Here is a 24,268-nt window from a genome sequence, read left to right as displayed (position 1 = left end):
TTTAGCGGTAATAAGGGCTAATCATTAAATAAATAATGGGGCCGGTTACAGCTACATAGAACCATAATGGCCAGGTATAGCGTGCCAGTTTTTTGTGAGCGGGATATTCTGCAATTAATGCGCGGTATGCTGTAAAAAGTATAAAAGGTAAAATAACTGCAGCGAGAAAAATATGGGTTAGTAATATAATGAGGTATACTGTTCTTAATGAGCCGACCTGTAAAATTTCTTCGGGTGAAAGGAGTCCATCGTGATTGATATCGCCAAATTTAGCTTCGCCGGCAAGCAGGTGATGGGCTATATAGGAAACCAAAAAGAGGACGGAAAAAATCAAAGCCGCCATCATGAGCTTTTTATGCAACTGAAAATTCTTATTTTTTACTGCTACTAAAGCAATAACCAATAAAATGGCTATAGTTGCATTGATGAATGCATTGATTTGCGCAAAAATGTGCACGTTGAATGGTAAAGAAATATTGAGCTTAAAGTTGCTTAATAAAACTACAGCCAGAAAAACCACAACAGAAAAAATCCAGATGAGTTGTTTTGCTTTAGTATCGTTTTTGGTTAAAGTTGCCTGTAACATAGTTATCTTTTTTCTTCTCTTTTTTTGTTGCGTGATAATATACTAGTAACCGTAATTACAATTACAAAAGTAATTGCAAAGAAAATAGCCAATTGACCCGGATCGAAAGGCAAAGGCTCGGGGTTAAGACTATCTTTCTCTAGCATTAAAACACCAATATCCCTGGAAAGTTGTGATAAAGAAAGTGTATCTAATCCTTTGTAATAACCACGAACATTATAATCACGGTCTAACAATACAAAACGCTGAGTATGTGCGAAAGTTGGGTCGATAGGTACAGAGGGATCATATTTGTCAACTTTTAATTCCTGAAAAATAAAATTATAAATACTGTCTTTTGATCCTGTTAGCATCCACCAGTTATCATTGTTTACGCCAAACTTATCAGCATACTCTTTTAAGCGTGGAACAGAATCCCTTTCAGGATCGATAGAAAGAGAAACAAATTGAACGATGGATGTATCAATTTTTTTTATGGGATCGCCGCCACGGATAAATGATTGCTGCATTTTAGCCATATTGGCTGTGAGCTTTGGACAAATGTATAGGCAACTGGTAAAGAAGAAATCTATTACAATGGCTTTGCCTTTAATATCGTAGAGGTTAACAGAATCGCCCAGTTGATTCACCAGTTTGATATCAGCTACTTTATGCCATACAGTATCCTGAGTTTGTTTACCATCTTTTACCGAGGTTACGATTGAATCGGGGAGATAATGAGATGGAATTAAAACTGCTTCCTCACTGGATGACTTTAAAATAAGATAGCAAACCAGTGGGATAAACACTGCTATCAAAATTGCTACCATTGCTTTTTTATTCATAAAAATATTTGCTAATAAAAAACCATCGCTTACTGCGATGGTTTAGATATTATAAGCTTTTTGGTTATATATAACTAAAACTCAAACAAGGTTATTCCGCAGCATCAGATTTTTTTGGTTCTTCGCCTTTTTCCTCTTTAGTTTCTTCCTTTGTTTCTTGTTGCTGGCTGGTTCTTTCTTTATAATAGCTATTGTAGGTGTTTTTTAAATTTTTATACGAATTTCCTTCATATAAAAAAGCAACAATAAACCATATAAATAACAATAGAGGCACTACAATTGTCATAATAAGGTTTCTCACTTCATGTTTTAAGTGCATGAAATAACCAACTATATAAAATGCTTTTGCTAACATTAGTATAACGATAGAGCCTTTAATTGAATACCTGAGTGCACCATCAGGCATACCCATCATCCAAAAACCTAAGACCAATTCTATTATTGTTAATACACTAAGTATTAGCGTAACCTTCCAAATTTCTTTAACGGCACCATCATCTGAATGTCCATGTTCTGCAATTGCGGCTGAATTATGTTCCATTACTATTAATAAGTTTAAGATTAAATAAGATAAAAACAGGTGAATACAAATACCCAAACCAAATCTACAAAGTGCCAATACAAACCGGCCTTTTCAATCATAAGGTAATGTCCACGCTTTTCAAATTTATCATTTAAAGTCATAATAAGCATAACGACATTAATTACAACCCCTGAAAAAACGTGGAAACCATGGAAACCTGTTATCGTAAAAAAGAAATTGGTAAAATTGGTAGTAGCCACAGTTCCATCTGCATTAGGGAAAGGATTTTGACCCCACCAGGCACCTTCATGATGTAGGTGAGTCCATTCCCAGGCCTGACAACCTAAGAAGGCTAAACCACCTATAATGGTAAGAATAAGATTTTTTACTACTCCCTTTTTATCCATTTTATGCCCTGCATGTACCGCAAGTACCATGGTAACAGAGCTAATGATAAGAATGAATGTCATTATACTTACAAACACCAACGGCGCATTGGCGCTTTCTGAGGCAAAAGGATAAGACTTGAAAACTTTATTTGGGTCAGGCCAACCATTAGTAGCAAACCTAGTTGTCCCGTAAGCGATAAGGAAAGCCCCAAAAGTGAATGCATCACTCATAAGGAAATACCACATCATTAATTTTCCGTATTCTACGTTAAAAGGACTTTTTCCCCCACTCCAGTATTTAACTGGCGCTGTTGCAGTTGTTGTAGCCATGTTGGTAATTCTAATTTCGTTTGCAAATTTATTGGCTGCCCGTTAAACGAGCATATAAAAAAACAACTTTTTTCAGTAGTACTGAAAGTTTTTTTATTTTAAGCTAGCTGATTTTAGTGAATGTTTGTTATTTGGGGAAACATATTGATGATTTCCAGATATTGCCTATGTATGAATGATACTAAAAAATATAAATAAATATATCCAAAGTATATCCACAAAATGCCAATAAGTAGCCACTATTTCTACTGGTACCGGATTATAGTTTTTGGATTTATTACTATATGCCCTAAGAAAAATAATCATTAGTACTACTACCCCACCCAATACGTGTAAAATATGAAGTCCGCAAATGATGGCTAAAAACGAAGCAGCGGGATTACTTCCAACACCTAATAATTGTACGCCATGGGTTTTAAGATCGGAAAAGCCTACAAACTGCAATACAGAAAAGAGCAGGCCAAGAGCCATTGTTATAGTTATTAACAGGCGATACCTTTGCATTTCTCTTGCTTTAAATGCTTTTACCGATAAATGTATAAACAAACTACTGCATAAAATTACCAAAGTAGAATACCAGAAAACTACTGGTAAATTAAATTCTAACCAGTTACCTTGATTACTTCTTACAATATATGCACTTGTTAGACCTGCAAACATCATTACAATACTACCCATTGCAACCCACATAGTAAATTTATGGGGATGAATTCTATTTCTTTGGTTATTACTCACAGTAGTCATATACACCATATTTATATTTAATCGAATATTTAAAATTGGTAATGCAGCTTATATACCTGCATTCTTTAATGCAAAAGAAAACGAATAATTTGTATTTTTCATTTGACAAGAAAATAAAACTTGTCATGAAACTCTTATGTTGATGCTTATTGTTTTAAAAGTACAAGTGAGTGACACAACTAAGTTTAATTTTTTTTCAATTGCTGATAACAAAATTTGTACTTATCACTTAAATTAATGTAGTGGATATTTATCTGCTAACAAGGCCAGCAATACAATTGGCAAATAAATATAGCTACTAAACATAACTCTGCGGGCAGCTGTAACATCCATTTCAATGTATAATCTAACACACTGAAATACAATAAAAAGATTGGCGACTAAAACAATCCACAAACTAATAATGCCGCTAATGCCGAAATAGTATGGCAGAACTCCGACAGGAATCATTACTACCGCATATGCAATTGATTGGAGCGCGGTAATTTTTGTAGGCTCACCACCTCCGGGTAATAATTTAAACCCAGCTTTGGTATAGTCATTATGAGCTACCCAGGCAATAGCCCAAAAATGTGGGAACTGCCATAAAAACTGTAACCCAAAAAGTATCCAGCCGCCGGCATTTGTCATTGTAGTTCCATTGACTATTGCAAAGGGGCTGATTTCATTTGTAGCTGCCACCCAACCTATTAAGCAAGGCAATGCACCAGGCAAACCACCAACTAAAACAGATATTGCGCTAACCTTTTTTAATGGTGTATAAACGTAAGCATAAATAAATAAACTGAGTAAGGATATGAATGCAGCTGAAAAATTAAAATAATAGTACATTAATATTGTACCTATTGCTCCAGCAATTAATGCAAAAGTATAGGCTTCCTGATGTGACATTCTGCCTTCTGCAACCGGCCTTTTACTGGTGCGACGCATTTTTATGTCGGTGTCTCTTTCTGTTGCCTGATTAATTGCATTGGCACTGCCAGTAACTAATAGTCCAGCCAAAAAAAGTATAACAATCATTTTAAGGTCGTAATCAATGATATTAGGGGCCAATAAATAACAGATTACGCAAGAGAATACAACCGTAAAACTCAATGTTATCTTAATAAGCTGCAGGTAGTCTTTTAATTTGGCTACAATCCTGAAGGAAGCAGATTGATTATTATTATTATTCATTATAATGATTGCATAAATGCAGGTTGTGCATTTTACAATAAGATTTTAATTTAAAATGCCCCGATATGAACATCAGGGCATTTTTGATCAGCAATATTCTTGGTTAGTGAACGCTTTCATCGTCACCAACAGGTGTAGTTTGAGGGATAAAATCCTTTCCATCCTTACCGTAATCATATGCCCACCTGTGTACTTCTGGAATTTCACCTACCCAGTTACCATGACCAGGATTAATAGGCGTTGTCCACTCTAAAGTATTTGAGCTCCATGGGTTTGTTGAGGTAACTTTTCTTCCTTTAAAAATAGAGTAGAAGAAGTTGAATAAAAACATAATCTGTACAAAGAATACAATGGTAGCCACCGTACTAATGAAGCGATTCAAATCAGCAAACTGCTTGAAACTTTCCCAAACGCTGAAGTCGTAATATCTTCTTGGCATACCAGCAAAACCCTGATAGTGCATTGGCCAGAATATGAGGTAAGCACCAATCATTGTTAGCCAAAAGTGAATATAGCCAAGATTATTATTTAAATAACGACCATACATTTTAGGGAACCAGTGATAAATACCGGCAAACATACCAAACATACTTGCAACACCCATTACAATATGGAAATGCGCAATTACGAAGTAAGTATCATGGAGATGAATGTCAATAGCAGAGTTACCTAACCAAATACCGGTTAACCCACCAGAGATAAACAAACTAACAAAACCAATTGCAAATAACATAGCAGGTGTAAACCTTATATTACCACGCCACAATGTAGTAATCCAGTTGAATACTTTAATGGCAGAGGGTACAGCAATTAAAAGTGTTAAAAGAACAAATATAGAACCAAGGAATGGGTTCAATCCTGTAACAAACATGTGGTGAGCCCAAACAAGGAATGCTAAAATTGCAATGGCGAACATAGAACCAACCATTGCCATATACCCAAAAATTGGTTTCCTTGCATTAGTAGATAAAATCTCGGACACCATACCCATCGCTGGCAACAGAATAATATACACTTCAGGGTGACCCAGGAACCAAAATAAGTGTTGGAATAAAATTGCACTGCCACCTTCATTTGGTAAAGCCCCTACACTGCTTACAAATATGTCTGACAAATAGAAACTTGTTCCAAAATTTCTATCAAAAATTAGTAGAATAAATCCTGATAACAAAACCGGAAAGGATAATACGCCTAATACAGCAGTAAAAAACAGTGCCCATATGGTTAAAGGTAAGCGCGTCATACTCATACCTTTCGTACGCATATTAAGAATAGTTGCTATATAGTTTAATCCACCTAAAAGAGAGGATACAACAAACAAAGCCATGGCTATAATCCAAAGATCCATACCAGTTTTGGAGCCCGGTGAAGCACTACCTAAAGCACTTAATGGTGGATACGCTGTCCAACCTCCACTAAAGGGACCAGTTTCAACAAAAATAGAAGACAACATAACCAAGCCAGCCAAAAAGAAAAACCAGTAGCTCAACATATTCATAAAAGGTGATGCCATATCTCTTGCACCAACCTGAAGAGGAATAAGCAAATTGGCAAAAGTACCACTTAAACCTGCAGTTAATACAAAGAACACCAATACAGTACCATGGGTAGTAACCAAAGCATAATAGGCTTCTGCAGAAATATGACCACCTTTCCCCCATTTACCTATAATGTCCTCAAGCCACGGAAATGTGCTGTCTGGATAACCTAATTGAAGCCTAAACAATACAGACATAAAACCACCCAATACTGCCCAAAACATACCCGTAATGAGAAACTGCTTAGCAATCATTTTATGATCCTGACTAAATACATACTTAGTGATGAAAGTTTCATGATGATGATGCTCATGATGAGTATCGTCGTGTGAATCATGGTGATCGTGAGCTACTACACTAGAATGCAAAATGGCTTCGTTACTCATATATTAATACTTTGAATTATTTTATAACAAGAAAAATCTTCTAATAGTTTAAAATGGTTAATTGGAAGCAGTAGATATAGATTTAGCTGAAGATAATGCAGTAACTTTTTTAGCTGAATCTACCGCCACAGGAACAGCTTGTTGTTGATTTGATGGATCTTTATCTGGAAATGCTGCATAATAGGCTGGTTTTTGTTTTGCCTGCCACTCATCGTATTCAGCTTGTGTAACCACCTCAATAATACCTTTCATTGAATAGTGCCCATTTCCACACATTTGATCACAACTAATCTCGTATTGATAATTTGGATTACCTGTTATTTCACGCATCTCCTTTGTTGTATATTTTGGAGTAAACCAAAGAGTAGTTGGTGTACCAGGTACTGCATCCATTTTTAAACGGAAGGCAGATAAACCAACATCATGTATAACATCTCTTGAGTTAATAATTAATTTAACAGGCTTTTCTTTCACCACATACATCGTTTGATCCTGAACAATATCATCATGGGCTGCAGGATCATCCTTTATATTAATGTCCGCACTGTCTCTCCAATTTAATCCCAAAGAGTTATTAGCAGGATCAATCATTCGATAATATTTTTTTCCAAAAACACCATCTTCACCGGCGTATCTGAAAATCCATCCAAATTGCTTTCCGGTAACTTCAACAACTGCAGATTCTTTAGGTGCATCACTAGTAAAGAAAAACCAATTACGCAACCCAATTACCACCAGGACAGTTAATGCAATTGCAGGTATTACAGTCCAAATAATTTCCATTGTATTGTTATGTGGAAAGAAAAATACCTTTCTGTTATCGTTTTCCTGATATTTATAGGCAAATACAAATAATGCTATTTGAGTTAGCACAAACACAATACCTGTGATAACTAAAGTGAGTTTCATCATATCATCTACCCTTTCACCCTGAACACTTGCAGAAGGCTGTGCAAACAGCGTTTTATCAACAAGTAACTCATTGCAATAGTAAACACCAATTAAACCAGCGATGAGGAAGGTAATCATGAAAAATCCATTGATTTTATTATTTTCCTTTCTGGACCTATCTTCTCCTTTTAGTATAGCTACATACTCACTTGCTTTAGCTATTTGAAAAATTACAAGAAAAACAAGGACCGCTACTGCAATAACTAATACTGTTGACATATTATAGATAAATTAAAGCTTAGTTTATTAAAGAATACTATACCCAATTAAAATTATGTGTGATGTATAATACTTTCTTTGAGAAAAGGATGATATTTCATTACAAGCGGCTTTTTTGCAAGCTCCTTACTAACAAAAAATATAATCATTCCAATAAACAGGGATGCAATTCCAAAGTCAAACCATCCTAAGGTCACTTCTTCTTTTGACAAACTTCCCATAACCATTTGATAGAAGTCAATCCAATGTCCAAAAATAATTAACACTGCCATGAATGTAACAATTGTATAATTTCTTTTGGCCGAACGCTTCATTAAGATTAACAAAGGACAAATAAAATTGATTATCAAATTAAGGAAAAAGATACCCTTATATGCACCTTGTACCCTGTGCTTAAAATAAACAACCTCTTCTGGAATATTACCATACCAAATCAACATATATTGAGAGAACCACAAATAAGTCCAGAATACTGAAAAAGCAAACATGAATTTACCTATATCATGAAGATGCTCTTCATTGGCATATTCCAAATAACCCTTATTCTTAAGAAAAATAACCCATAGTGCTACCAATGCCATTCCAGATACAAAAGAACTAGCAAAAGTATACCAACTATACATAGTTGAATACCAATGTGCATCAATACTCATCATCCATAACCACGGAATAGTAGATGCAACTGTTAATGCGAACCAAACAATAAATAGTGACGCACTCACAGTATTTCTCCAGATAAATTTAGTGCCAGTTTCAGCATCCATAGGAGCTTCATCGCATTCTGCACTTAATTTACGCATTCTGGCCCCAAGAAAAATCCAAAGTACAATAGTGAGTGTTGTCCAGATAGCAAAAAAGGTTGGATTCAAAAATCCTAATTTACCTTTTAATATTGGATCAACTTTAGCCTCTTCACTTAGCCAATGATATATTTCGTGATTATGATCTACAAGAACAACGTACAATAATATAGCTAAAGTAATTGGTCCAAATATTTTCACCATTACAGAGATTGCTTCAGGAATTCGACGAAAAGCAATTTGCCATCCACCCATTGCCAACGTTGTAGCACATATAAAAAACATGCTAGCATTACAAATAAGTGTAAAAAATATACTGTTATACATTAAGGTTCCCCAAAAAACTGTTTTAGTATGCTCATCGCTACTCATTCCTTTTGTTACAAACCCAACAATTAAGCTTAATACACCAATAAAGATTAATGCAAGCGACCAGGTTTTAGTTTTGGAAGGCACTTCGAATTGCGCTCTGATTGAAGCCATTGTAATTATTTTTATCGCTGGTTTATTGAATTATTTTTTTACTACTGTTGCAGAGTCTACAGCTACAGGTGCACTTCCACCTTTTGCTTCCGCCTGTTTTGCCTTTATATAATGTATAATTTTCCAACGCTGATCACGATTTAATTGAGAGGCATAACTACCCATTAAATTCTTGCCATACAAAATGGAATAATACATTTGACCATCAGGCATATTTTCATATTTAGCATCTCCAACCAATGCAGCAGGTTTTGCAGCATATGGACCATTGCCATCTTTGTAAAGAGGGCCATTTCCATTTAATTTAGCTCCATGGCATATACCACAATTAATAAGATATAACCGCTCTGATTCTTTCAATTCTTCTGCTGTTAGCGGAGGCAGTGGATTGGCAATTAGTTTTGATGCTGCATAATTAGCAGTATCACCAGCTGCATCCTTAGTTAATGGAAAGGGCAATTCTTCACCCCTGGCAATGGTACCCGTAACGGGCAAAGTATTATAAAATATTTTATCATCAGAATGATTTTCTTCCGACGTAAATATAGTAGAATCTCTTTCTGAATAAGTTTCATATGCACGACTATAAGCCATATCGGGCATATAAATAGAGCCTGGTTCTCTTTTAACGTCGCTACAGCCTGAGATAGCTATAACATTGACCATGAGTATTATAACTGATATTTTTTTCATTGCTATACTATTCTGTTCTTTATGCTATTTCAATTGTTGTATCACGAATTAGTTGCTGATCCTTATCATAAGTACCTAACCACCATTGGGTCTCGGCTTCCTGCTCATTTACCTCAAATGCGCCTGCATTTTCTAAAAAAGCCTTTAAATCGGCCACATTTGTTTTAGCAGTACATTCAATTGCCATAACCATATAATCATCGGTAGCTCTTAAATGAAAATGATGCTTTTTAAGAAATGGAGCTAACTGGCACAAATAACAAAAGGTAAGTACCATGCCAACAGCCGCCAATAATACAGTAAACTCAAATATAATTGGTATCCATGCCGGCAAAGCAAAATGGGGCTTACCACCAAAATTCAATGGCCAGTCGCTGGTTAAAATCCAGCTTATACAACTTAATGCTGTAGTAGTACCCGTAATACCATATATAAAACCTGCAGTATGCAGACTCGTTTCTCTTAAACCAAGTGCGTGATCTAATCCATGAACAGGATATGGAGTATATACATCATGAATTTTATACCCTGCTGTACGCACTTTTTTTACAGCAGGAAACAATACTGCTTCCTCTTTAAAACAGCCAACAACAAATTTCTTTTTTGCCATACCTGTTGCCTCCTATGAGGAGAAATTTAATTTTTTAAAAAATACATAGCCATTATTTGCTGCTACTCAAGCTAAATTATAAACAGAAACCTGAAGTGTGCGACGCAAGTAAAGCCAAATTTATATTCACTGCCAGGTAAAAAATGGTGCTTCCACACTATCTTAAACCTACATTATTAATGAGCATAATCATGGGCAAACTCTTCGCCCTGCATTGCTTCAATGCCTCCCACTTTTTCTTTATAGCTTTCGCCAGTTGTTTGCAATACATGTTTAATTTCTGCAATGGCAATAACCGGAAAATATTTTGAGAATAAGAAGAAACAAGTGAAGAATAGCCCAAATGTACCCAGATAAAATCCTATTTCAAAAATGGTTGGACTATAATATATACTCCAGCTACTTGGTAAGTAATCACGGTACAAGGAGGTAACAATAATTACGAAACGCTCGAACCACATACCAATATTTACAATGATGCTCATAAAGAAGGTAACAAATAAGTTGCGCCGCATTTTCTTAAACCAGAAAATTTGCGGACTTAATACGTTACATGCCATCATTCCCCAATAACTCCATCCGTAAGGACTAAACAGATTTGCACGGCTATACCAGAAAGTATATCCTTCATATTTGTTTTGGCTATACCAACCCATAAACAACTCGGTAAGATAGGCAACACCAACAATTGAACCTGTAAGTACAATTACTTTATTCATTGCTTCAATATGGCCAAGTGTAATATAATCTTCCAAACCATACACTTTGCGTAAAATCAACATCAGTGTTTGCACCATTGCAAAACCAGAGAATACCGCACCAGCCACAAAGTAAGGCGGGAAAATCGTTGTATGCCAGCCAGGAATTACCGAAGTAGCAAAGTCAAAAGATACAATGGTATGTACTGAAAGTACCAGAGGAGTACTTAACCCAGCTAATACCAATGATAATGATTCATGCCTTTGCCAATGCTTTGTGCTTCCTGTCCAGCCAAAAGCAGCAATTCCATATAATTTTTTACGCAATTTGGTTTTGGCTCTATCACGGATTGTAGCAAAATCGGGGATTAAACCACTATACCAGAATAAAAGTGATACGGTAAAGTAGGTAGAAATTGCAAACACGTCCCACAAAAGCGGTGAATTAAAGTTTGCCCACAACGGCCCACGGGTATTGGGATAAGGCATTACAAAGAAAGCCATCCAAACACGTCCCATATGCCATATTGGGAACTGTCCTGCGCACATTACCGCAAAAATAGTCATGGCTTCTGCTGCGCGGTTTACACCAGTTCTCCAACCTTGACGAAATAGTAAAAGAATGGCAGAAATCAAGGTACCTGCGTGACCAATACCAACCCACCAAACGAAGTTGGTAATATCCCAACCCCAACCTACAGTTTTATTCAGGTTCCACTGACCCACCCCATAAGTTACCTCGCTGTAAATACTATAGAACCCAAACATGAGTAAAGCAACAGCGATAAAGAAACCAACATACCAAAGCTTACTTGGCTTGGCTTCAATAGGCCTGCAAATGTCTTCTGTTACCTGGTGAAAATCTTTCTCACCATACACCAGCGGTTCTCGTAATTGTGATTCGTACTTAAGATGCATTTGATCTGGTTATTTTATTCTGTCCTTTGTACTATAAAAGAAATTATTTTGTTTAGCCAAACTACCTGTACAATTATCATCATTCTTGCGTCGCACACTTGTACTGCAAAGCATTTGGCAGCTATATTTACCCTTCTGCTTTTTCGGCTTCGTCGTAAGTATTACGCACTTTGGCCAAATAGCTAACATTAGGCAAGGTATGTACCTGTTCAATTGAGTAAAACTCTCTAAACTTATTATCTACCCTGCTTTTAACAACGGCACTCTTGCTGTCATTGATATTACCAAATACAATTGCATTGGTGGGGCAAGATTGTTGACAAGCAACTTTTAAATCCCACTCATCATCTGCGCCAGTCTTTAATGGGCGGCTAGCTTTCTTAGCCTTTAACTTACCTTCCTGTAAACGTTGTACGCAGAATGAACATTTTTCAATAACACCACGGCTACGTACCGTTACATCCGGATTTAACACCATTCTGGATAAATCATCGTTCATTACAAATACTACATCATCAAGTTTACCAACCAACTGTTGATTCTGATTATCAGGGAAGCTATCAGCGCCAGTATAATCAGCCCAGTTAAATCTTCTAACTTTATAAGGACAGTTGTTAGCACAATATCTTGTACCAATACAACGGTTATACGTCATTTGGTTTAAACCTTCAGTGCTGTGATTTGTTGCTGCAACAGGGCAAACATTCTCACAAGGCGCATTGTCACAATGTTGACACATTAATGGTTGGAAAACCACTTTTGGATTATCCAAATCTCCACTGTAATAGCGATCAATCCTTATCCATTGCATATCATGGAAACGTGCTACTTCGCTTTTACCCACAACAGAAACATTATTCTCTGCATTACAAGCCACAACACAGGCTCCGCAACCAGTACAGGTGTTTAAATCAACACTCATACCCCAGTGAATACCTGGCCTGTCATAATAAGGGTAAATTGTTCCCTGAGTCTCAAATTTCTCAATACCACCAAAAGGTTTTAATTCCTCTTCTCTTTCTTCTCTTACAGTTTCAGGATTTTTCTTGTAATCTGCCAAAGTAAGCTCTTTCATTACTTCAGTACGGTTACCCTGATCTGTATTATAAATAGCATGTGTTTGTGTTAGTGCTACAGTATAGGTGTCATCTGTAAGTTTCAAATCCACATTTGCTATTTCAAAACTTACTGTACCACCAGATAATGACGCAAATTGAAACACATTTTTACCAACACCATCAGCTGTTTTTCCATTTCCTGCAGATCTTCCATAACCCACTGCTATACCAACAGTATCCGGTTGCGTACCTGGAATTATCAAAACAGGCAGTTGAACAGTTTTATTATTTACTGTAACAGAAACTACTTTCTTTTCAGGATGTACCTCGTAATCATCAGACTGCCCGCCATTACTTAAATCAATATCCAGTAATGTTTTAGCCAGAGCCGGAGAAACAATCAGGTAATTATCCCAAGTAGCTTTTGTAATTGGGTCAGGCATTTCCTGTAACCAGGGGTTAGTAGCACCCTGACCTGCCCCTATTGCAATTTTTTGATATAAAGAAAGTTCAATTTTACCGCCTTTTTTAGCAGCACTAACAGCAGCCAAAGCCCCAGACAAAGTTGCTGCATTGAAAGGTAAAGCTGTTGCCATAACTTCTGTAGCAGGATTAATAACACCATCCTGCAATGCTTTATCCCATGCTACTTCATTACCCAGTTTAGCCACCCAATAACTTTTCACTAAATCAAGATAGGTAGTAGTTATACCACTCCATTTTAATAAGCTATCCTGCCATTGGCGTGTTTTGAATAATGGGTGAATGGTAGGTTGCATCAAAGAATAATATCCTGACTTAGGTTCTGCATCACCCCAGCTTTCCAAAAAGTGATTATCCGGAATTACAAATTTGCAAGAAGCCGTTGTTTCATCATTTCTGGAATTAAATGAAACAGTTGTTTTAACTTTTTTAAGACCGGCCACAAATTTATCAGCATCATACCAGGTATATGCTGGGTTGGCGCCTTGAATAAACAGGGCTCCAACTGCGCCGGCATTCATATCATCCACCAATTTTGCAAAATCGGCATCAATACCGCCCTTATAATTTAATGTTGCAGACCAATCAATCGTTTTACCACCTGATTGGATAGCATCATTTATTGCATTAACAATAATTTGAACATTTACATCATTACTACCACAAACTACCAATGATGCACCTTTAGCAGCTACTAATTCTTTAGCCGCTTTTTCAATACCTGATTTTAATTTGGCATCAAGTATTCCGGCAACACCCTGACCATTTACAGCAGATAATAAGGCTGCTGCTACAGCTCCAATTTCAGATGGACGACATAAGAATCTGTCATCAGCATTTGAACCGGTTAAGCTAGCCACTGTTTCAAAATGAATGTGCTTGCTCATTGAAGGATTTTTTTCATCTATCCTTTTTCCGGTGGCATATTGTTTTGAAAACTCAATAGGATTTAACCAGGTTCCCAAAAAATCTGCGGCAATACTTACAATGGTTTTGGCATTATCAAACCTATAAGAAGGGATTGCCTTTTTACCATAAGAAGCTTCATTAGCCAATAATAAGCCTGAATAAGATATCGCATCATATTGAACATGGCGACTTCCAGGATATTTAGCTATAAATTGATTAATAACTTCGAGTGAAGTTGGCGAATTAATTGTAGAAGTTAATATTACAACAGGGCCAGTACCTAATGAAGAGGCAACGGCTTTATCTACCGATTCTAATGTAACTTCTTTACCATCAATTGTAGGGAAACGTAAACGGGCTGTATCATATAAATCTAATACACTTGCCTGTACCCTGGCAGATGTTCCGCCTTTGGTGATGGGAGATAAATCATTTCCCTCCACTTTTATTGGTCTGCCGTCTCTTACTTTAGCAACGATACTTACAGCATCCCCTTCCTGTACATAAGTAGTGGCATAATAATTAGCAACACCAGGAACAATGTCTTCAGGTTTATTTGCAAAAGGAATTGCCTTCTTTACCGGAATTTCGCAACTGGCAGCAATTGCTGCTGCAGCAGTACTAAATCCAAGATATTTCAGAAAATCTCTTCTGGGCGCTTTAGCATCTAAAAAAGATTCATTTTCTGATACAAAAGGTAAATCCTCTTGAAACTCATCCTTGGAGGCTTTCTGAAAAGCGGCTGAATTATTTAATTCTCCAAAACTTTGCCAATGCTTATTATTACTCATAATGGTATAAATCAGGGATTTATATTTACAGTTACTTCAGTTCTCTAATTTGAAAAAACAGATTCACTTTATATTAGTAGTGGCATTTCTGACACTCTGTACCACCTATATTAGCTACAGTTACACTATCCATTGTACCATTTTTCATATCTTCATGGTACTTTTCATAAATGCTGTAAAAACCATTATCAGCAAACTGTACTTTAGTTTCACGGTGACAGTTGATACACCAACCCATGCTTAAATCTGCAAATTGGTATACTTCATTCATCTTGGTTATTTCACCATGACAGGTTTGACATTGTACTTTACCAACAGCTACGTGTTGAGAGTGATTAAAGTAAACATGATCAGGCAAACTATGTATTTTAACCCATTCAACTGGCTTTGCTTTGGTAGCATCCCAAGGTTTACCTTCTTCGTATCCGGCGTATTTATACAATTTCTTTATTTCATTTGTACCATTAACCTCTTCACCTTCTGCAGTATATAAAGCTTCACCCTTATATTCGTTAATTGCCATATGGCAGTTCATACAAACATTTACAGAAGGGATATTAGCATGTTTGCTTTCCTGTGCACCTCCATGGCAATATAAACAGCTGATTTGATTGGTGCCTGCATGCACCTTATGAGAGTAGAATATAGGCTGCTCTGGCTGATAATCTTGCGATCGACCTAAACCAATAGCCCCCATAACAGTATAATAACCCCCAATGGTAAATAATACCAGTGTGGCAAACATAATGTATACTTTATTTCTCCAAACTGGCACCGGTTCAGTAGCTGGGATACCTTCTTTATCGTCGGCTAATTTTTTAAGATTGGCATTTACCTGTAACAAAACAAATGCTACTATGGCAAGAATTAGGGTAAGAATACCAAAAAGTAAGGTATTATCGCCTTCTTCTGCAACTACTCCACCAGGAACGGGCTTGTTGGGGTCAACAGCCGGCTTACTTCCCTCTACTTTGATATATCCGAGGATAGCATCAATATCTTTATCTGGAAGAGATGTAAATAAGTTCATTTGGGTTTTATTCCACTTATTGTACAAGTCAACCGCATAAGGATATCCGGATTTAATTACTGCCTGATTATTCTTGATCCAGGAATACAGCATTTTCTTGTCGGGCCAGCGATCTTCAACTCCCGCAAGCGCAGGACCTGTCAAATCTTTATTAATCGCATGGCAGGAAGCGCAATTTTGAGAGAACAGCGCCTTACCATCCTGCGAGAAAGATTGATTACTGAAAAGCACAAAAAAACAGAAAGCTGCGATAAAAGTTAGTTTTCCCATAATGCTTCTTAAGTGGATCATATTCACAGTACTATTATATAGATGTGGAGAAATATCCTTGAATGGCGACAAAAGTATGACAGGAATTTGACAAAACATAACACGTTTTAATTTTTTTTTAGCGCTTATTTTCATTGTTACCCACATTTAATTCTTAGTAAAATTAAATCTGTTATTAAGGCTTTTTGTTATTTGTGTAATTATTTACCCCAATAAATAGATTCTTTTAAATCAAAGTTTTGCGGCAGTTTTGCACCTTTAATATATAGTATACATTCTGGTGGAAACAAAGCAATACAACTTAGCCATATTCGCATCGGGCACCGGCAGCAATACCAAAAAAATCATTGAATTTTTTGAGGCTTCTTCATTTATTACCATAGCACTTATTGTAAGTAACAAGCCTGAGGCTGGTGTACTTGACATAGCCCGGGCAAATAGTATAAGTACCCTGATATTGGAAAAAGAGCGTTTTTTTAAAGGGGATGCCTATGAACCCGTTCTTAAGGAATTTGGAATTGATTTTTTAGTGCTGGCAGGTTTTTTATGGAAAATACCTGCCCACCTTATCCATATCTACCCAACAGCCATCATCAATATACACCCGGCCTTATTACCCGATTTTGGAGGCAAAGGCATGTATGGCAACCATGTGCATGAAGCAGTTATTAACGCGAAAAAAGATAAAAGTGGTATTACTATACATTTTGTAGATGAGCACTATGACCATGGTAAACATATATTTCAGGCAACCTGCTCTGTTTTACCTACAGATACCCCGGAAACACTGGCTAATAAAATTCACCAGTTGGAACACGAACATTTTCCACGAATAATTGAAGAAGTGGTATTGGCGAAATACAACCTACAATAAAATTAGTGTGCCCAAAGACCACCTGCAGTATTGGCTTTAAGCCTAATTTAATAAAAACCAGCTATTATGCCTATAGCTTAACATTATTTAGATGGTACAGTTTTTATCTTTGCCGCTATAAAGCCGGGCTATTTGCCAATTGATGCAGTGTGCGACGCAAGCGGTGCCTGATAGATTTTCTGGCGCCGGGCTAATAAAAAATATCCGGCATATATATGGTATCGCATTTTTCCTAATGCCATATTACTTAATATTAAATATGAAATTATCAAGCTATTTTTCTATGGTATCTTTTTTACAAAAATTAGTATTGGTTTTGGGTTGTATAGCATTAGCAGTAGCCTGTAACAAAAGCGATTTTGTGCCGAACGGCGGTTCTAACGAAAAATTAAATGGTTCTGTAAAATTGTACGACGATTTGGGTAACCCCATTATCTCAAATGGCATGACAGTTAGTCTGCAAGGCACCAGTTATAGCACAGTTACCGACTCATCGGGCAAATACTCTTTTAAAAACTTACCTTTTGGTACTTATACATTGGTATTTACAAAACAAGGTTTTGGCACTTATAAGCTGGATACTTTCAGGTTTGCCGATAATTTCTCTGATACACCGGTGCTGGCTCCCGAAAAAATATTGGGCGCTATGGCCACTACCTCCATTTCTAACCTTAGTATTACCATTGATACGCTTGCCGATACCATAAAAATAATCTCCACTGTACAACCACCAGCCAATGCTGATACTGCCCGGGGTATTCGCTTGTTTTTTGGCAGTACACAGGCTGTTTCAGCAACTGCCTATAATTCTTTCAGCGGGTTATATAAAGCCAAACAAGCTACCGGTTCTGCCAGATTTTCTTATGCCGATTTCTATAGTCTTGGCTATCGTACAGGCGACTCGGTATATGTAAAATCGTATGGAGAATCGTTGGTGCCTAACGATTATATAGATATCAGCACCGGTAAATCAGTTTTTCCCAATGTAAATAATAATACAGTTGCCGCGGTGGGGTTTGTTTTGCCCTGATTTATTGGCCCGGCCTTTACAAAAAGCCAATCACCGCTTGCGTCGCACTCTTGTTCTGCATCAAGTAATGCAACATTGTGTATTACCATCGCTCATCATCTGGTATAGGCCTGTAGGGTTGCCTGTACTGCTGCCTTGATTGTATTTTTTGCAGCTGTCTTTCTATCATCATATCTGCAATTAAAAAGCCGGCATCGCTGCCGGGTTGGCCAGCCAGTAAGCCTTTTAGTTTTTTCTCGTTAATATCAAGCCGGTACAACAAATAAATCAGTTGCTGAAAATTATTATTAATCAGTGCATTAATATAATCTGCCAATTGCTTTCTAAACAACTCATAGGTAGATTGAGGCAATAAAACATCGTAGCTTACTGCTTTCAGAATTTCTTCCTGTATCAGATTTTCTTCTAAAGTCATAAACTATTGTTTCTTTCCTCTATTCTTAACTTGGTTCTTATAATTTTTTTTAGCATTACTATTTGGCCAAGATGGTAATAAGCATGTTCTACCACCCCATGCAATGTTTTATAAACGGTGACCCCACTACTAGTCAATACCTCAAACAGTTTTTCATCCGGCAAAGCACTTACTACATCCATTAATGCAAGGGCGCTTGCAAAACTATTCTGTTGCAGCAGTTTCCAATCAGCCGCATTTTTCATTTTGGGTACATCAAATCCATTGGTATCTGGTATGGCGGTATTTATTCCAGCCAACCTATCCTTCACCACATTATTGTAAAACTGCAGGTGAATCAAAATAGCCGCTATGCTATTGGCAGAAACCGGGGTAATAATATTGGCTTCCGCCCAGGTAATATCTGCCAGGGTGGCGGCTAAATCCACCTCGCTCCAGTTGCCACCTTCGTAAACTTCCTTCATTTGTAATGCAATAGCAGCAGATGTTTGCATAAATATAATTTAATAGTATTGTTCAATAACGCCCAGGCCAAATAGGGCAAAATCGTATTTAACCGGGTCAGTAGCATCTAATAAACGCAGGTAATTGGTTAATTCAACCCCTGTTTCCCAGTCAATTTGCTTTCTTTGAATCAGGTTAAATCTTTTAGCTACCCGGGCCACATGCAAGTCAATCGGGCAAATAAGCTGTGCCGGCGATATGTTTTTCCATAGCCCAAAATCAACCCCGCAATTATCATTTCTTACCATCCACCGCAAAAACATATTCAGCCTTTTGCAGGTAGATTTTTTAACTGGGGTGGCAATATGCTTTTTGGTTCTGTGCGGCACATCTTCCAGGGAAAAAAAGTAATCATGAAAACCCGTTAAAGCCTTAGCTGTATTATCTTCCCCCGCATCAAACTGTAAAGTAAATGCAGTTTCTAATGAAGCATGTTTTGTATAATGAAACCGCAAAAACTCAATAAAATATAAAAGATCTGTTGTATTAAAAGTACGGTGTTTAAATTGCATCAGGGCTTTTAAATCTGCTGTGGAATGGTGCATTACAAAATCAAAAGGGGCCATATGCATTAGTTGCATCAACTCTTTTGACTTATTAATGATGGTAGTTCGGCCACCCCAGGCAAACACAGCTGCAAATAATGCAGCAATTTCAATATCGGGCTGTTTTGAAAAAAGATGTGGTATACAAACCGGATCATCTTTAATAAATGCAGGCTGATTATACGCTGCAACCTTAGTATCCAGAAAATCTTTCAACTGCTTATTCTTACTCATTCACCAATAGCTTGAGACAGATCTGCCATTAAATCATCTGCATCTTCAATACCCACGCTCAATCTTATTAAATGGTCGCTCAATCCATTTTTTATACGTTCTTCCCTAGGTATTGAAGCATGTGTCATGGTAGCCGGGTGGTTTATAAGGCTTTCTACACCGCCTAAGCTTTCGGCCAACGCAAATATTTTGGTAGAAGATAGCACCCTTCGTGTTTCATCAGCACTGTCGTTCTTTAATTCAAAGCTAATCATCCCGCCAAATCCGCTCATTTGTTTGCGGGCAATATCATGGTTTGGATGGTCTTCAAAACCAGGCCAGTATACTTTTGCCACCTTTGGGTTAGCCCTTAAATACTGGGCTATTTTGGCGCCATTTTCACAATGCCGCTGCATACGTACGTGCAGGGTTTTTATCCCACGTAATACCAAAAAGCAATCCTGCGGCCCCGGAACAGCCCCTGAGCTTTTTTGTATAAAATACAACTGATCCCGCAAATTAGTATCATTCATTACAAGGCAGCCCTGTATTACATCACTATGTCCACCCAGGTATTTGGTTGCGGAGTGCATTACTATATCTGCACCTAAATCAAGCGGGTTTTGTAAATAGGGAGAAGCAAATGTATTATCCACACAAAGCAAAATATTATTTGCTTTTGCTATGGCTGCTACAGCGGCTATATCTGTAATATTCATTAATGGGTTGGTGGGTGTTTCAGTCCAAATTAGCTTTGTGTTTGGGCTAATGGCTTCCTGAATAGTTTGTGCATGTTGCATGTTTACATACTTAAATACAATACCAAATTTTTCAAAAATCTTGGTAAATAAACGGTATGTACCCCCATACATATCACTACCTGCAATTACTTCATCGCCCGGTGCCAATAATTTTATAACCGCATCTGTTGCTGCAACCCCACTGCTAAATGCCAGTCCGTATTTCCCATTTTCTATTGCGGCAAAAGCTGCTTCCAGTGCAAACCTGGTAGGGTTTTGAGAACGGGCATATTCATAGCCCTTATTCACACCCGGCGCCTCCTGCACATAGGTAGATGTTTGGTAAATTGGTGTCATAATAGCCCCGGTACTTGGGTCAGGTTCTGTGCCGGCATGTATAAATATGGTTGCCTTTTTCATATGTTTATTTTAAAGAATAAGCAAGTTAAGTACATTAAATCTAAAAAAATGGTAAAGCAAAGCATGTACAGGTACAACCACACATTCCTTATCTTCGCGGCATGGAAGAATTGTTGCAACAGATAGAACAACATAAGGCAGATATTGCAGCTTATGAACCCGATTCAGCAGATACAGCCGAGACATTCAGGATAAAATACCTGGGCACCAAGGGTATTGTAAAAGCCATTATGGGCGAAATGAAAAATGTGCCCAATGAGCAAAAGAAAAACTTTGGCCAGCTACTAAACGAGTTTAAAAAATTTACAGAAGAAAAATACGAGCTGTTAAAAGCAGCCACCGAAAATACAGGTGCAGCCAGTCATGCCAGTTTTGACTGGACGCTACCCGGCGATCCATTTCCGGTGGGTACCCGGCACCCCATTACCATGGTGCGCAATAAAATAGTGTCTATTTTTCAACACCTTGGGTTTGCTATTGCCGAAGGCCCGGAAATTGAAGATGACTGGCACAACTTTGGCGCCATGAACCTGCCCGCAGATCATCCGGCCCGCGATATGCAGGACACCTTTTATATTAACCAAAACCCCGATTGGTTACTGCGTACTCATACCAGCAGTGTACAAGCCAGGGTTATGGAAAAACAAAAGCCACCCATCAGGGTAATATGCCCAGGCCGTGTATACCGCAACGAAACCATTAGCGCAAGGGCACATTGCTTTTTTCACCAGATTGAAGGTTTATGTATTGATGAACATGTAAGCTTTGCTGATCTTAAGCAAACCCTTTATTATTTTGTACAGGAAATGTTTGGCAAAGATGTAAAAGTGCGTTTCCGCCCGTCTTATTTTCCATTTACCGAGCCAAGTGCCGAAATGGACATTAGCTGTTTAATATGCGAAGGCAGCGGCTGCAATGTATGTAAACATACCGGCTGGGTAGAAATATTGGGTAGTGGCATGGTACACCCCAAAGTGTTGGAGAATTTTGGTATAGACCCCAATAAACACACTGGTTTTGCCTTTGGAATGGGTGTAGAGCGGGTTTGTCAGCTAAAATTCAGGGTAAACGATTTAAGGCTTTATTCCCAAAACGATATTCGCTTTTTGCAGCAATTTACCAGCAGCGTATAAAAAAGCCACTTATAGTAAAAAGGGTATGAATTATTTCATACCCTTTTTTATTGCTACCAAAGTCTTGCATATGTTCAATTAGCTATTAAAGCCAATTATTTGGTTACCAGCTTAAGTTCCATGTGCAACACCGCTTGCCACGCTCGGTTCAAGGTTCCTCTTTCATGGCAGCTGGGGGTATAGGACAGTTGTGTTGATAGCTTTTTCTGCAGCGAACAGTTTTAAAAACCAGATTTTGTAATTATTTGTATTGGCTGTAAAAAGCTTAATTAAATGCTGCAGTACAAGTGTGCGACGCAAGTATCGATGCCATAGCAATATATTGCCCGGCTAAAAAAAATTCTACTGCAAAATTTGGGTTAAACCAGTATCTATAAAGTTTTATACAATTGCAACAAATAATAAAAAAATTACGAATCAACAGTTTTTATGTTACCCTTTTTGTAAAAGGCGATACTTTTGCAACAGGCACAAGGCAAGGTTAAAATGGTTTAAATTGTTTTTTTAGGTGAAAACTTTGTAGTTTGTGCCATATTTTTAATTACTAATCCAAAAAATAACAAAGATGGATACTTCAAAAATGCTAAAGGCCTATTGCCTTAAAACAAAAGAAAAAAATGTTCCCATGCAGGATGCTGTTGTTACCAAAACTGCCAAAGGTGGTTATATGGCAACCGGTCATGATGGAAAAGGCAACAAAATGGCTTCTATTTTAAACGAAGCAAAAGCTTTACAAGCTATTGCAGATGGTGTTGCTACAAAAGGTTTTTAATTAAACCTAACTACATAATAAAAAGGCCGTTGTTATTTACAACGGCCTTTTTTATTTGCATTGCATACGCTTATAATTCTTTCATGAAGTATTGGCTTAGATTGTATGGAAAGATATTGGCTGTTTGAGGGGGCTTTTAGACAGGTTGGATTTGCGGCGTGGGGGGCTTTAGAGCGTGCTTAAGTGCCTGGGTTGGTGTGGTTGCCCTAAGGAGCGTTACACTCTTATTCCCTTGATTAAATTGTACTCTGTTGATTTTAACCCATACTGACTTTTTACTGCGTCTTTAATGCGTTGTGTTAGGTCTGTAAGTTGTTTATATAAATCTGAACGGTCGTCTCGTTTTTGTTTTAGCTGGCCGTATGTGGCTGTTACTGCAATGTTTGCTGCTGTAAGGGCGGTAAGTTTTGTTTGAAGGGTTGCTATAGTTATATCCGTATTTACCGGTGCATATTTAGCCCCATATTTTGTAAGTGTGGTTATCATGGCTGAAAAATTCTGTGTCATGCTGCCATAAGAACGTTCACTTTGGCTTACAAAATCTGCCGTTGGTTCTTTGGTGGGTTTCTTAACTTTTACGCCCCTGATTTTTGTAATCATCGCGGCAATGTCGCTGGCTTCTTTGGATGTTTTGCCACAGGAAGCACGAACCGTTGCACCAATTGGAGACATTATCCTAATTAATGAATTGGTGTCTTTTTGAAATAAGTTTTGCCTTGTGTCCACCGCGGCAGAATAATCCTGGGCGGCGGAAGCGGCTTCGGTGTTTTTGGCTTTTGTGTTGTTGATTAGGGTGTCTAACTCGGCTGCTGTGAGGGCAGGGTCTGACGGGGCGTAACCTGCAAATGCTTTTAGGTTTGTGGAGATTTTTTCTGCGTTTGTTACCTTAGCTCCAATGGTAACTTCTGAAGTTGATGCCATGAGTGAAAAGATTAAATTGTTAGAAAAAAATGTTTGAGTACTAAAGTTAAAAAGCTGTGTGTAATAATTTTAGCGGAAAGCCTTAAAATTTATTGACAGTGTGCAAGAATTTTAGTGTTATGCCGCATATTTTTTGGGCTATGCCGCACATTTTTTGCTTTATGCCGCATATTATTAATGCATTGTGCAATATTTAATTGACTGTGTGTAAGATACGAAAGGTTATGTGCAATAATTTAAGGGCCTTGTGCTTGTTGAGGGGGGCTTTGAGCCGGTGGTTTTGAGACTTTTT

23 protein-coding genes are annotated in these 24,268 nt (G+C 37.5%); 4 read left to right on the top strand and 19 right to left on the bottom strand.

What is annotated here, in order from left to right:
- Position 1: 1 nt before the first annotated feature.
- The 14 genes from GD597_RS13340 to GD597_RS13275 all read right to left on the bottom strand — a co-directional run bounded on the left by GD597_RS13340 (position 2) and on the right by GD597_RS13275 (position 16,409).
- Positions 2–586 carry a DUF420 domain-containing protein gene (locus GD597_RS13340; protein WP_171608374.1) on the bottom strand — a complete coding sequence of 195 codons (585 nt, stop codon included), beginning with the start codon at positions 584–586 and terminating at the stop codon, positions 2–4.
- 2 nt (positions 587–588) lie between these two features.
- On the bottom strand, positions 589–1,410 hold the full coding sequence (locus tag GD597_RS13335) for an SCO family protein (protein ID WP_171608373.1): 822 nt from the start codon (positions 1,408–1,410) through the stop codon (positions 589–591).
- 91 nt (positions 1,411–1,501) lie between these two features.
- Positions 1,502–1,951, bottom strand: a complete 450-nt coding sequence (locus GD597_RS13330) for a cytochrome C oxidase subunit IV family protein (RefSeq protein WP_171608372.1) — start codon at positions 1,949–1,951, stop codon at positions 1,502–1,504.
- A 20-nt stretch (positions 1,952–1,971) separates the two neighbouring features.
- Complete coding sequence (locus GD597_RS13325) at positions 1,972–2,652, bottom strand: cytochrome c oxidase subunit 3 (RefSeq protein WP_171608371.1); 681 nt, start codon at positions 2,650–2,652, stop codon at positions 1,972–1,974.
- 165 nt (positions 2,653–2,817) lie between these two features.
- Positions 2,818–3,396, bottom strand: a complete 579-nt coding sequence (locus GD597_RS13320; protein ID WP_171608370.1) for a cytochrome c oxidase subunit 3 — start codon at positions 3,394–3,396, stop codon at positions 2,818–2,820.
- Between the two features lie 234 nt (positions 3,397–3,630).
- Positions 3,631–4,572 (bottom strand): heme o synthase, encoded by a 942-nt coding sequence (gene cyoE / locus GD597_RS13315; RefSeq protein ID WP_171608369.1) that lies wholly within the window; start codon positions 4,570–4,572, stop codon positions 3,631–3,633.
- Positions 4,573–4,675: 103 nt separating this feature from the next.
- The gene (locus GD597_RS13310; RefSeq protein WP_171608368.1) at positions 4,676–6,496 is read right to left on the bottom strand and encodes a cytochrome c oxidase subunit I; all 1,821 of its coding nucleotides are present in this window, start codon (positions 6,494–6,496) and stop codon (positions 4,676–4,678) included.
- A 57-nt stretch (positions 6,497–6,553) separates the two neighbouring features.
- Positions 6,554–7,666: a cytochrome c oxidase subunit II gene (locus tag GD597_RS13305; RefSeq protein ID WP_171608367.1), complete on the bottom strand. Its 1,113-nt coding sequence runs from the start codon at positions 7,664–7,666 to the stop codon at positions 6,554–6,556.
- Between the two features lie 53 nt (positions 7,667–7,719).
- The gene (locus tag GD597_RS13300) at positions 7,720–8,949 is read right to left on the bottom strand and encodes a quinol:cytochrome C oxidoreductase (protein WP_171608366.1); all 1,230 of its coding nucleotides are present in this window, start codon (positions 8,947–8,949) and stop codon (positions 7,720–7,722) included.
- 30 nt (positions 8,950–8,979) lie between these two features.
- The gene (locus GD597_RS13295; RefSeq protein WP_171608365.1) at positions 8,980–9,642 is read right to left on the bottom strand and encodes a c-type cytochrome; all 663 of its coding nucleotides are present in this window, start codon (positions 9,640–9,642) and stop codon (positions 8,980–8,982) included.
- A gap of 19 nt (positions 9,643–9,661) precedes the next feature.
- Positions 9,662–10,252: a DUF3341 domain-containing protein gene (locus tag GD597_RS13290; protein ID WP_171608364.1), complete on the bottom strand. Its 591-nt coding sequence runs from the start codon at positions 10,250–10,252 to the stop codon at positions 9,662–9,664.
- Positions 10,253–10,428: 176 nt separating this feature from the next.
- Positions 10,429–11,868 (bottom strand): NrfD/PsrC family molybdoenzyme membrane anchor subunit, encoded by a 1,440-nt coding sequence (gene nrfD, locus GD597_RS13285; protein WP_171608363.1) that lies wholly within the window; start codon positions 11,866–11,868, stop codon positions 10,429–10,431.
- 127 nt (positions 11,869–11,995) lie between these two features.
- Positions 11,996–15,109, bottom strand: coding sequence for a TAT-variant-translocated molybdopterin oxidoreductase (locus GD597_RS13280; protein WP_171608362.1), 3,114 nt, complete (start codon positions 15,107–15,109; stop codon positions 11,996–11,998).
- A gap of 73 nt (positions 15,110–15,182) precedes the next feature.
- The gene (locus tag GD597_RS13275; protein ID WP_235954296.1) at positions 15,183–16,409 is read right to left on the bottom strand and encodes a c-type cytochrome; all 1,227 of its coding nucleotides are present in this window, start codon (positions 16,407–16,409) and stop codon (positions 15,183–15,185) included.
- Between the two features lie 280 nt (positions 16,410–16,689).
- On the opposite strand from GD597_RS13275, the gene purN reads away from it, so the two are divergent.
- Both purN and GD597_RS13265 read left to right on the top strand, forming a co-directional pair.
- Complete coding sequence (gene purN, locus GD597_RS13270) at positions 16,690–17,283, top strand: phosphoribosylglycinamide formyltransferase (protein ID WP_171608360.1); 594 nt, start codon at positions 16,690–16,692, stop codon at positions 17,281–17,283.
- Positions 17,284–17,542: 259 nt separating this feature from the next.
- Positions 17,543–18,313, top strand: a complete 771-nt coding sequence (locus tag GD597_RS13265) for a carboxypeptidase regulatory-like domain-containing protein (protein ID WP_171608359.1) — start codon at positions 17,543–17,545, stop codon at positions 18,311–18,313.
- Between the two features lie 82 nt (positions 18,314–18,395).
- On the opposite strand, the gene GD597_RS13260 is transcribed toward GD597_RS13265, so the two are convergent.
- From GD597_RS13260 to GD597_RS13245, 4 genes are read right to left on the bottom strand one after another with little or no spacing between them, the layout of a single operon-like run.
- Positions 18,396–18,728, bottom strand: coding sequence for a hypothetical protein (locus tag GD597_RS13260; RefSeq protein ID WP_171608358.1), 333 nt, complete (start codon positions 18,726–18,728; stop codon positions 18,396–18,398).
- A complete protein-coding gene (locus GD597_RS13255; RefSeq protein ID WP_171608357.1) occupies positions 18,725–19,222 on the bottom strand; it encodes a DinB family protein in 498 nt (165 codons plus the stop codon). The genes GD597_RS13260 and GD597_RS13255 overlap by 4 nt, the downstream gene beginning before the upstream one ends.
- Before the next feature lie 9 nt (positions 19,223–19,231).
- Positions 19,232–20,011 (bottom strand): TIGR02757 family protein, encoded by a 780-nt coding sequence (locus tag GD597_RS13250; protein WP_171608356.1) that lies wholly within the window; start codon positions 20,009–20,011, stop codon positions 19,232–19,234.
- Entirely contained in the window at positions 20,008–21,150 is a 1,143-nt protein-coding gene (locus tag GD597_RS13245) for a cystathionine gamma-synthase (protein WP_171608355.1), read from the bottom strand. Before GD597_RS13245 ends, GD597_RS13250 begins: the two co-directional genes overlap by 4 nt.
- Before the next feature lie 101 nt (positions 21,151–21,251).
- On the opposite strand from GD597_RS13245, the gene pheS reads away from it, so the two are divergent.
- A complete protein-coding gene (gene pheS, locus GD597_RS13240; RefSeq protein ID WP_171608354.1) occupies positions 21,252–22,283 on the top strand; it encodes a phenylalanine--tRNA ligase subunit alpha in 1,032 nt (343 codons plus the stop codon).
- 565 nt (positions 22,284–22,848) lie between these two features.
- Positions 22,849–23,055 (top strand): hypothetical protein, encoded by a 207-nt coding sequence (locus tag GD597_RS13235; RefSeq protein ID WP_171608353.1) that lies wholly within the window; start codon positions 22,849–22,851, stop codon positions 23,053–23,055.
- Between the two features lie 216 nt (positions 23,056–23,271).
- Here GD597_RS13235 and GD597_RS13230 read toward each other — a convergent pair whose 3' ends face one another.
- Entirely contained in the window at positions 23,272–23,976 is a 705-nt protein-coding gene (locus GD597_RS13230) for a hypothetical protein (protein WP_171608352.1), read from the bottom strand.
- Positions 23,977–24,268: the final 292 nt, after the last annotated feature.

Origin of the sequence: Limnovirga soli (assembly GCF_013106755.1) — a bacterium.
In the GTDB taxonomy this organism is placed as follows: Bacteria; Bacteroidota; Bacteroidia; order Chitinophagales; family Chitinophagaceae; genus Limnovirga; species Limnovirga soli.
The sequence above is the reverse complement of the archived record's forward strand: the minus strand, read 5'-3'. Positions and strand labels throughout refer to the sequence as shown.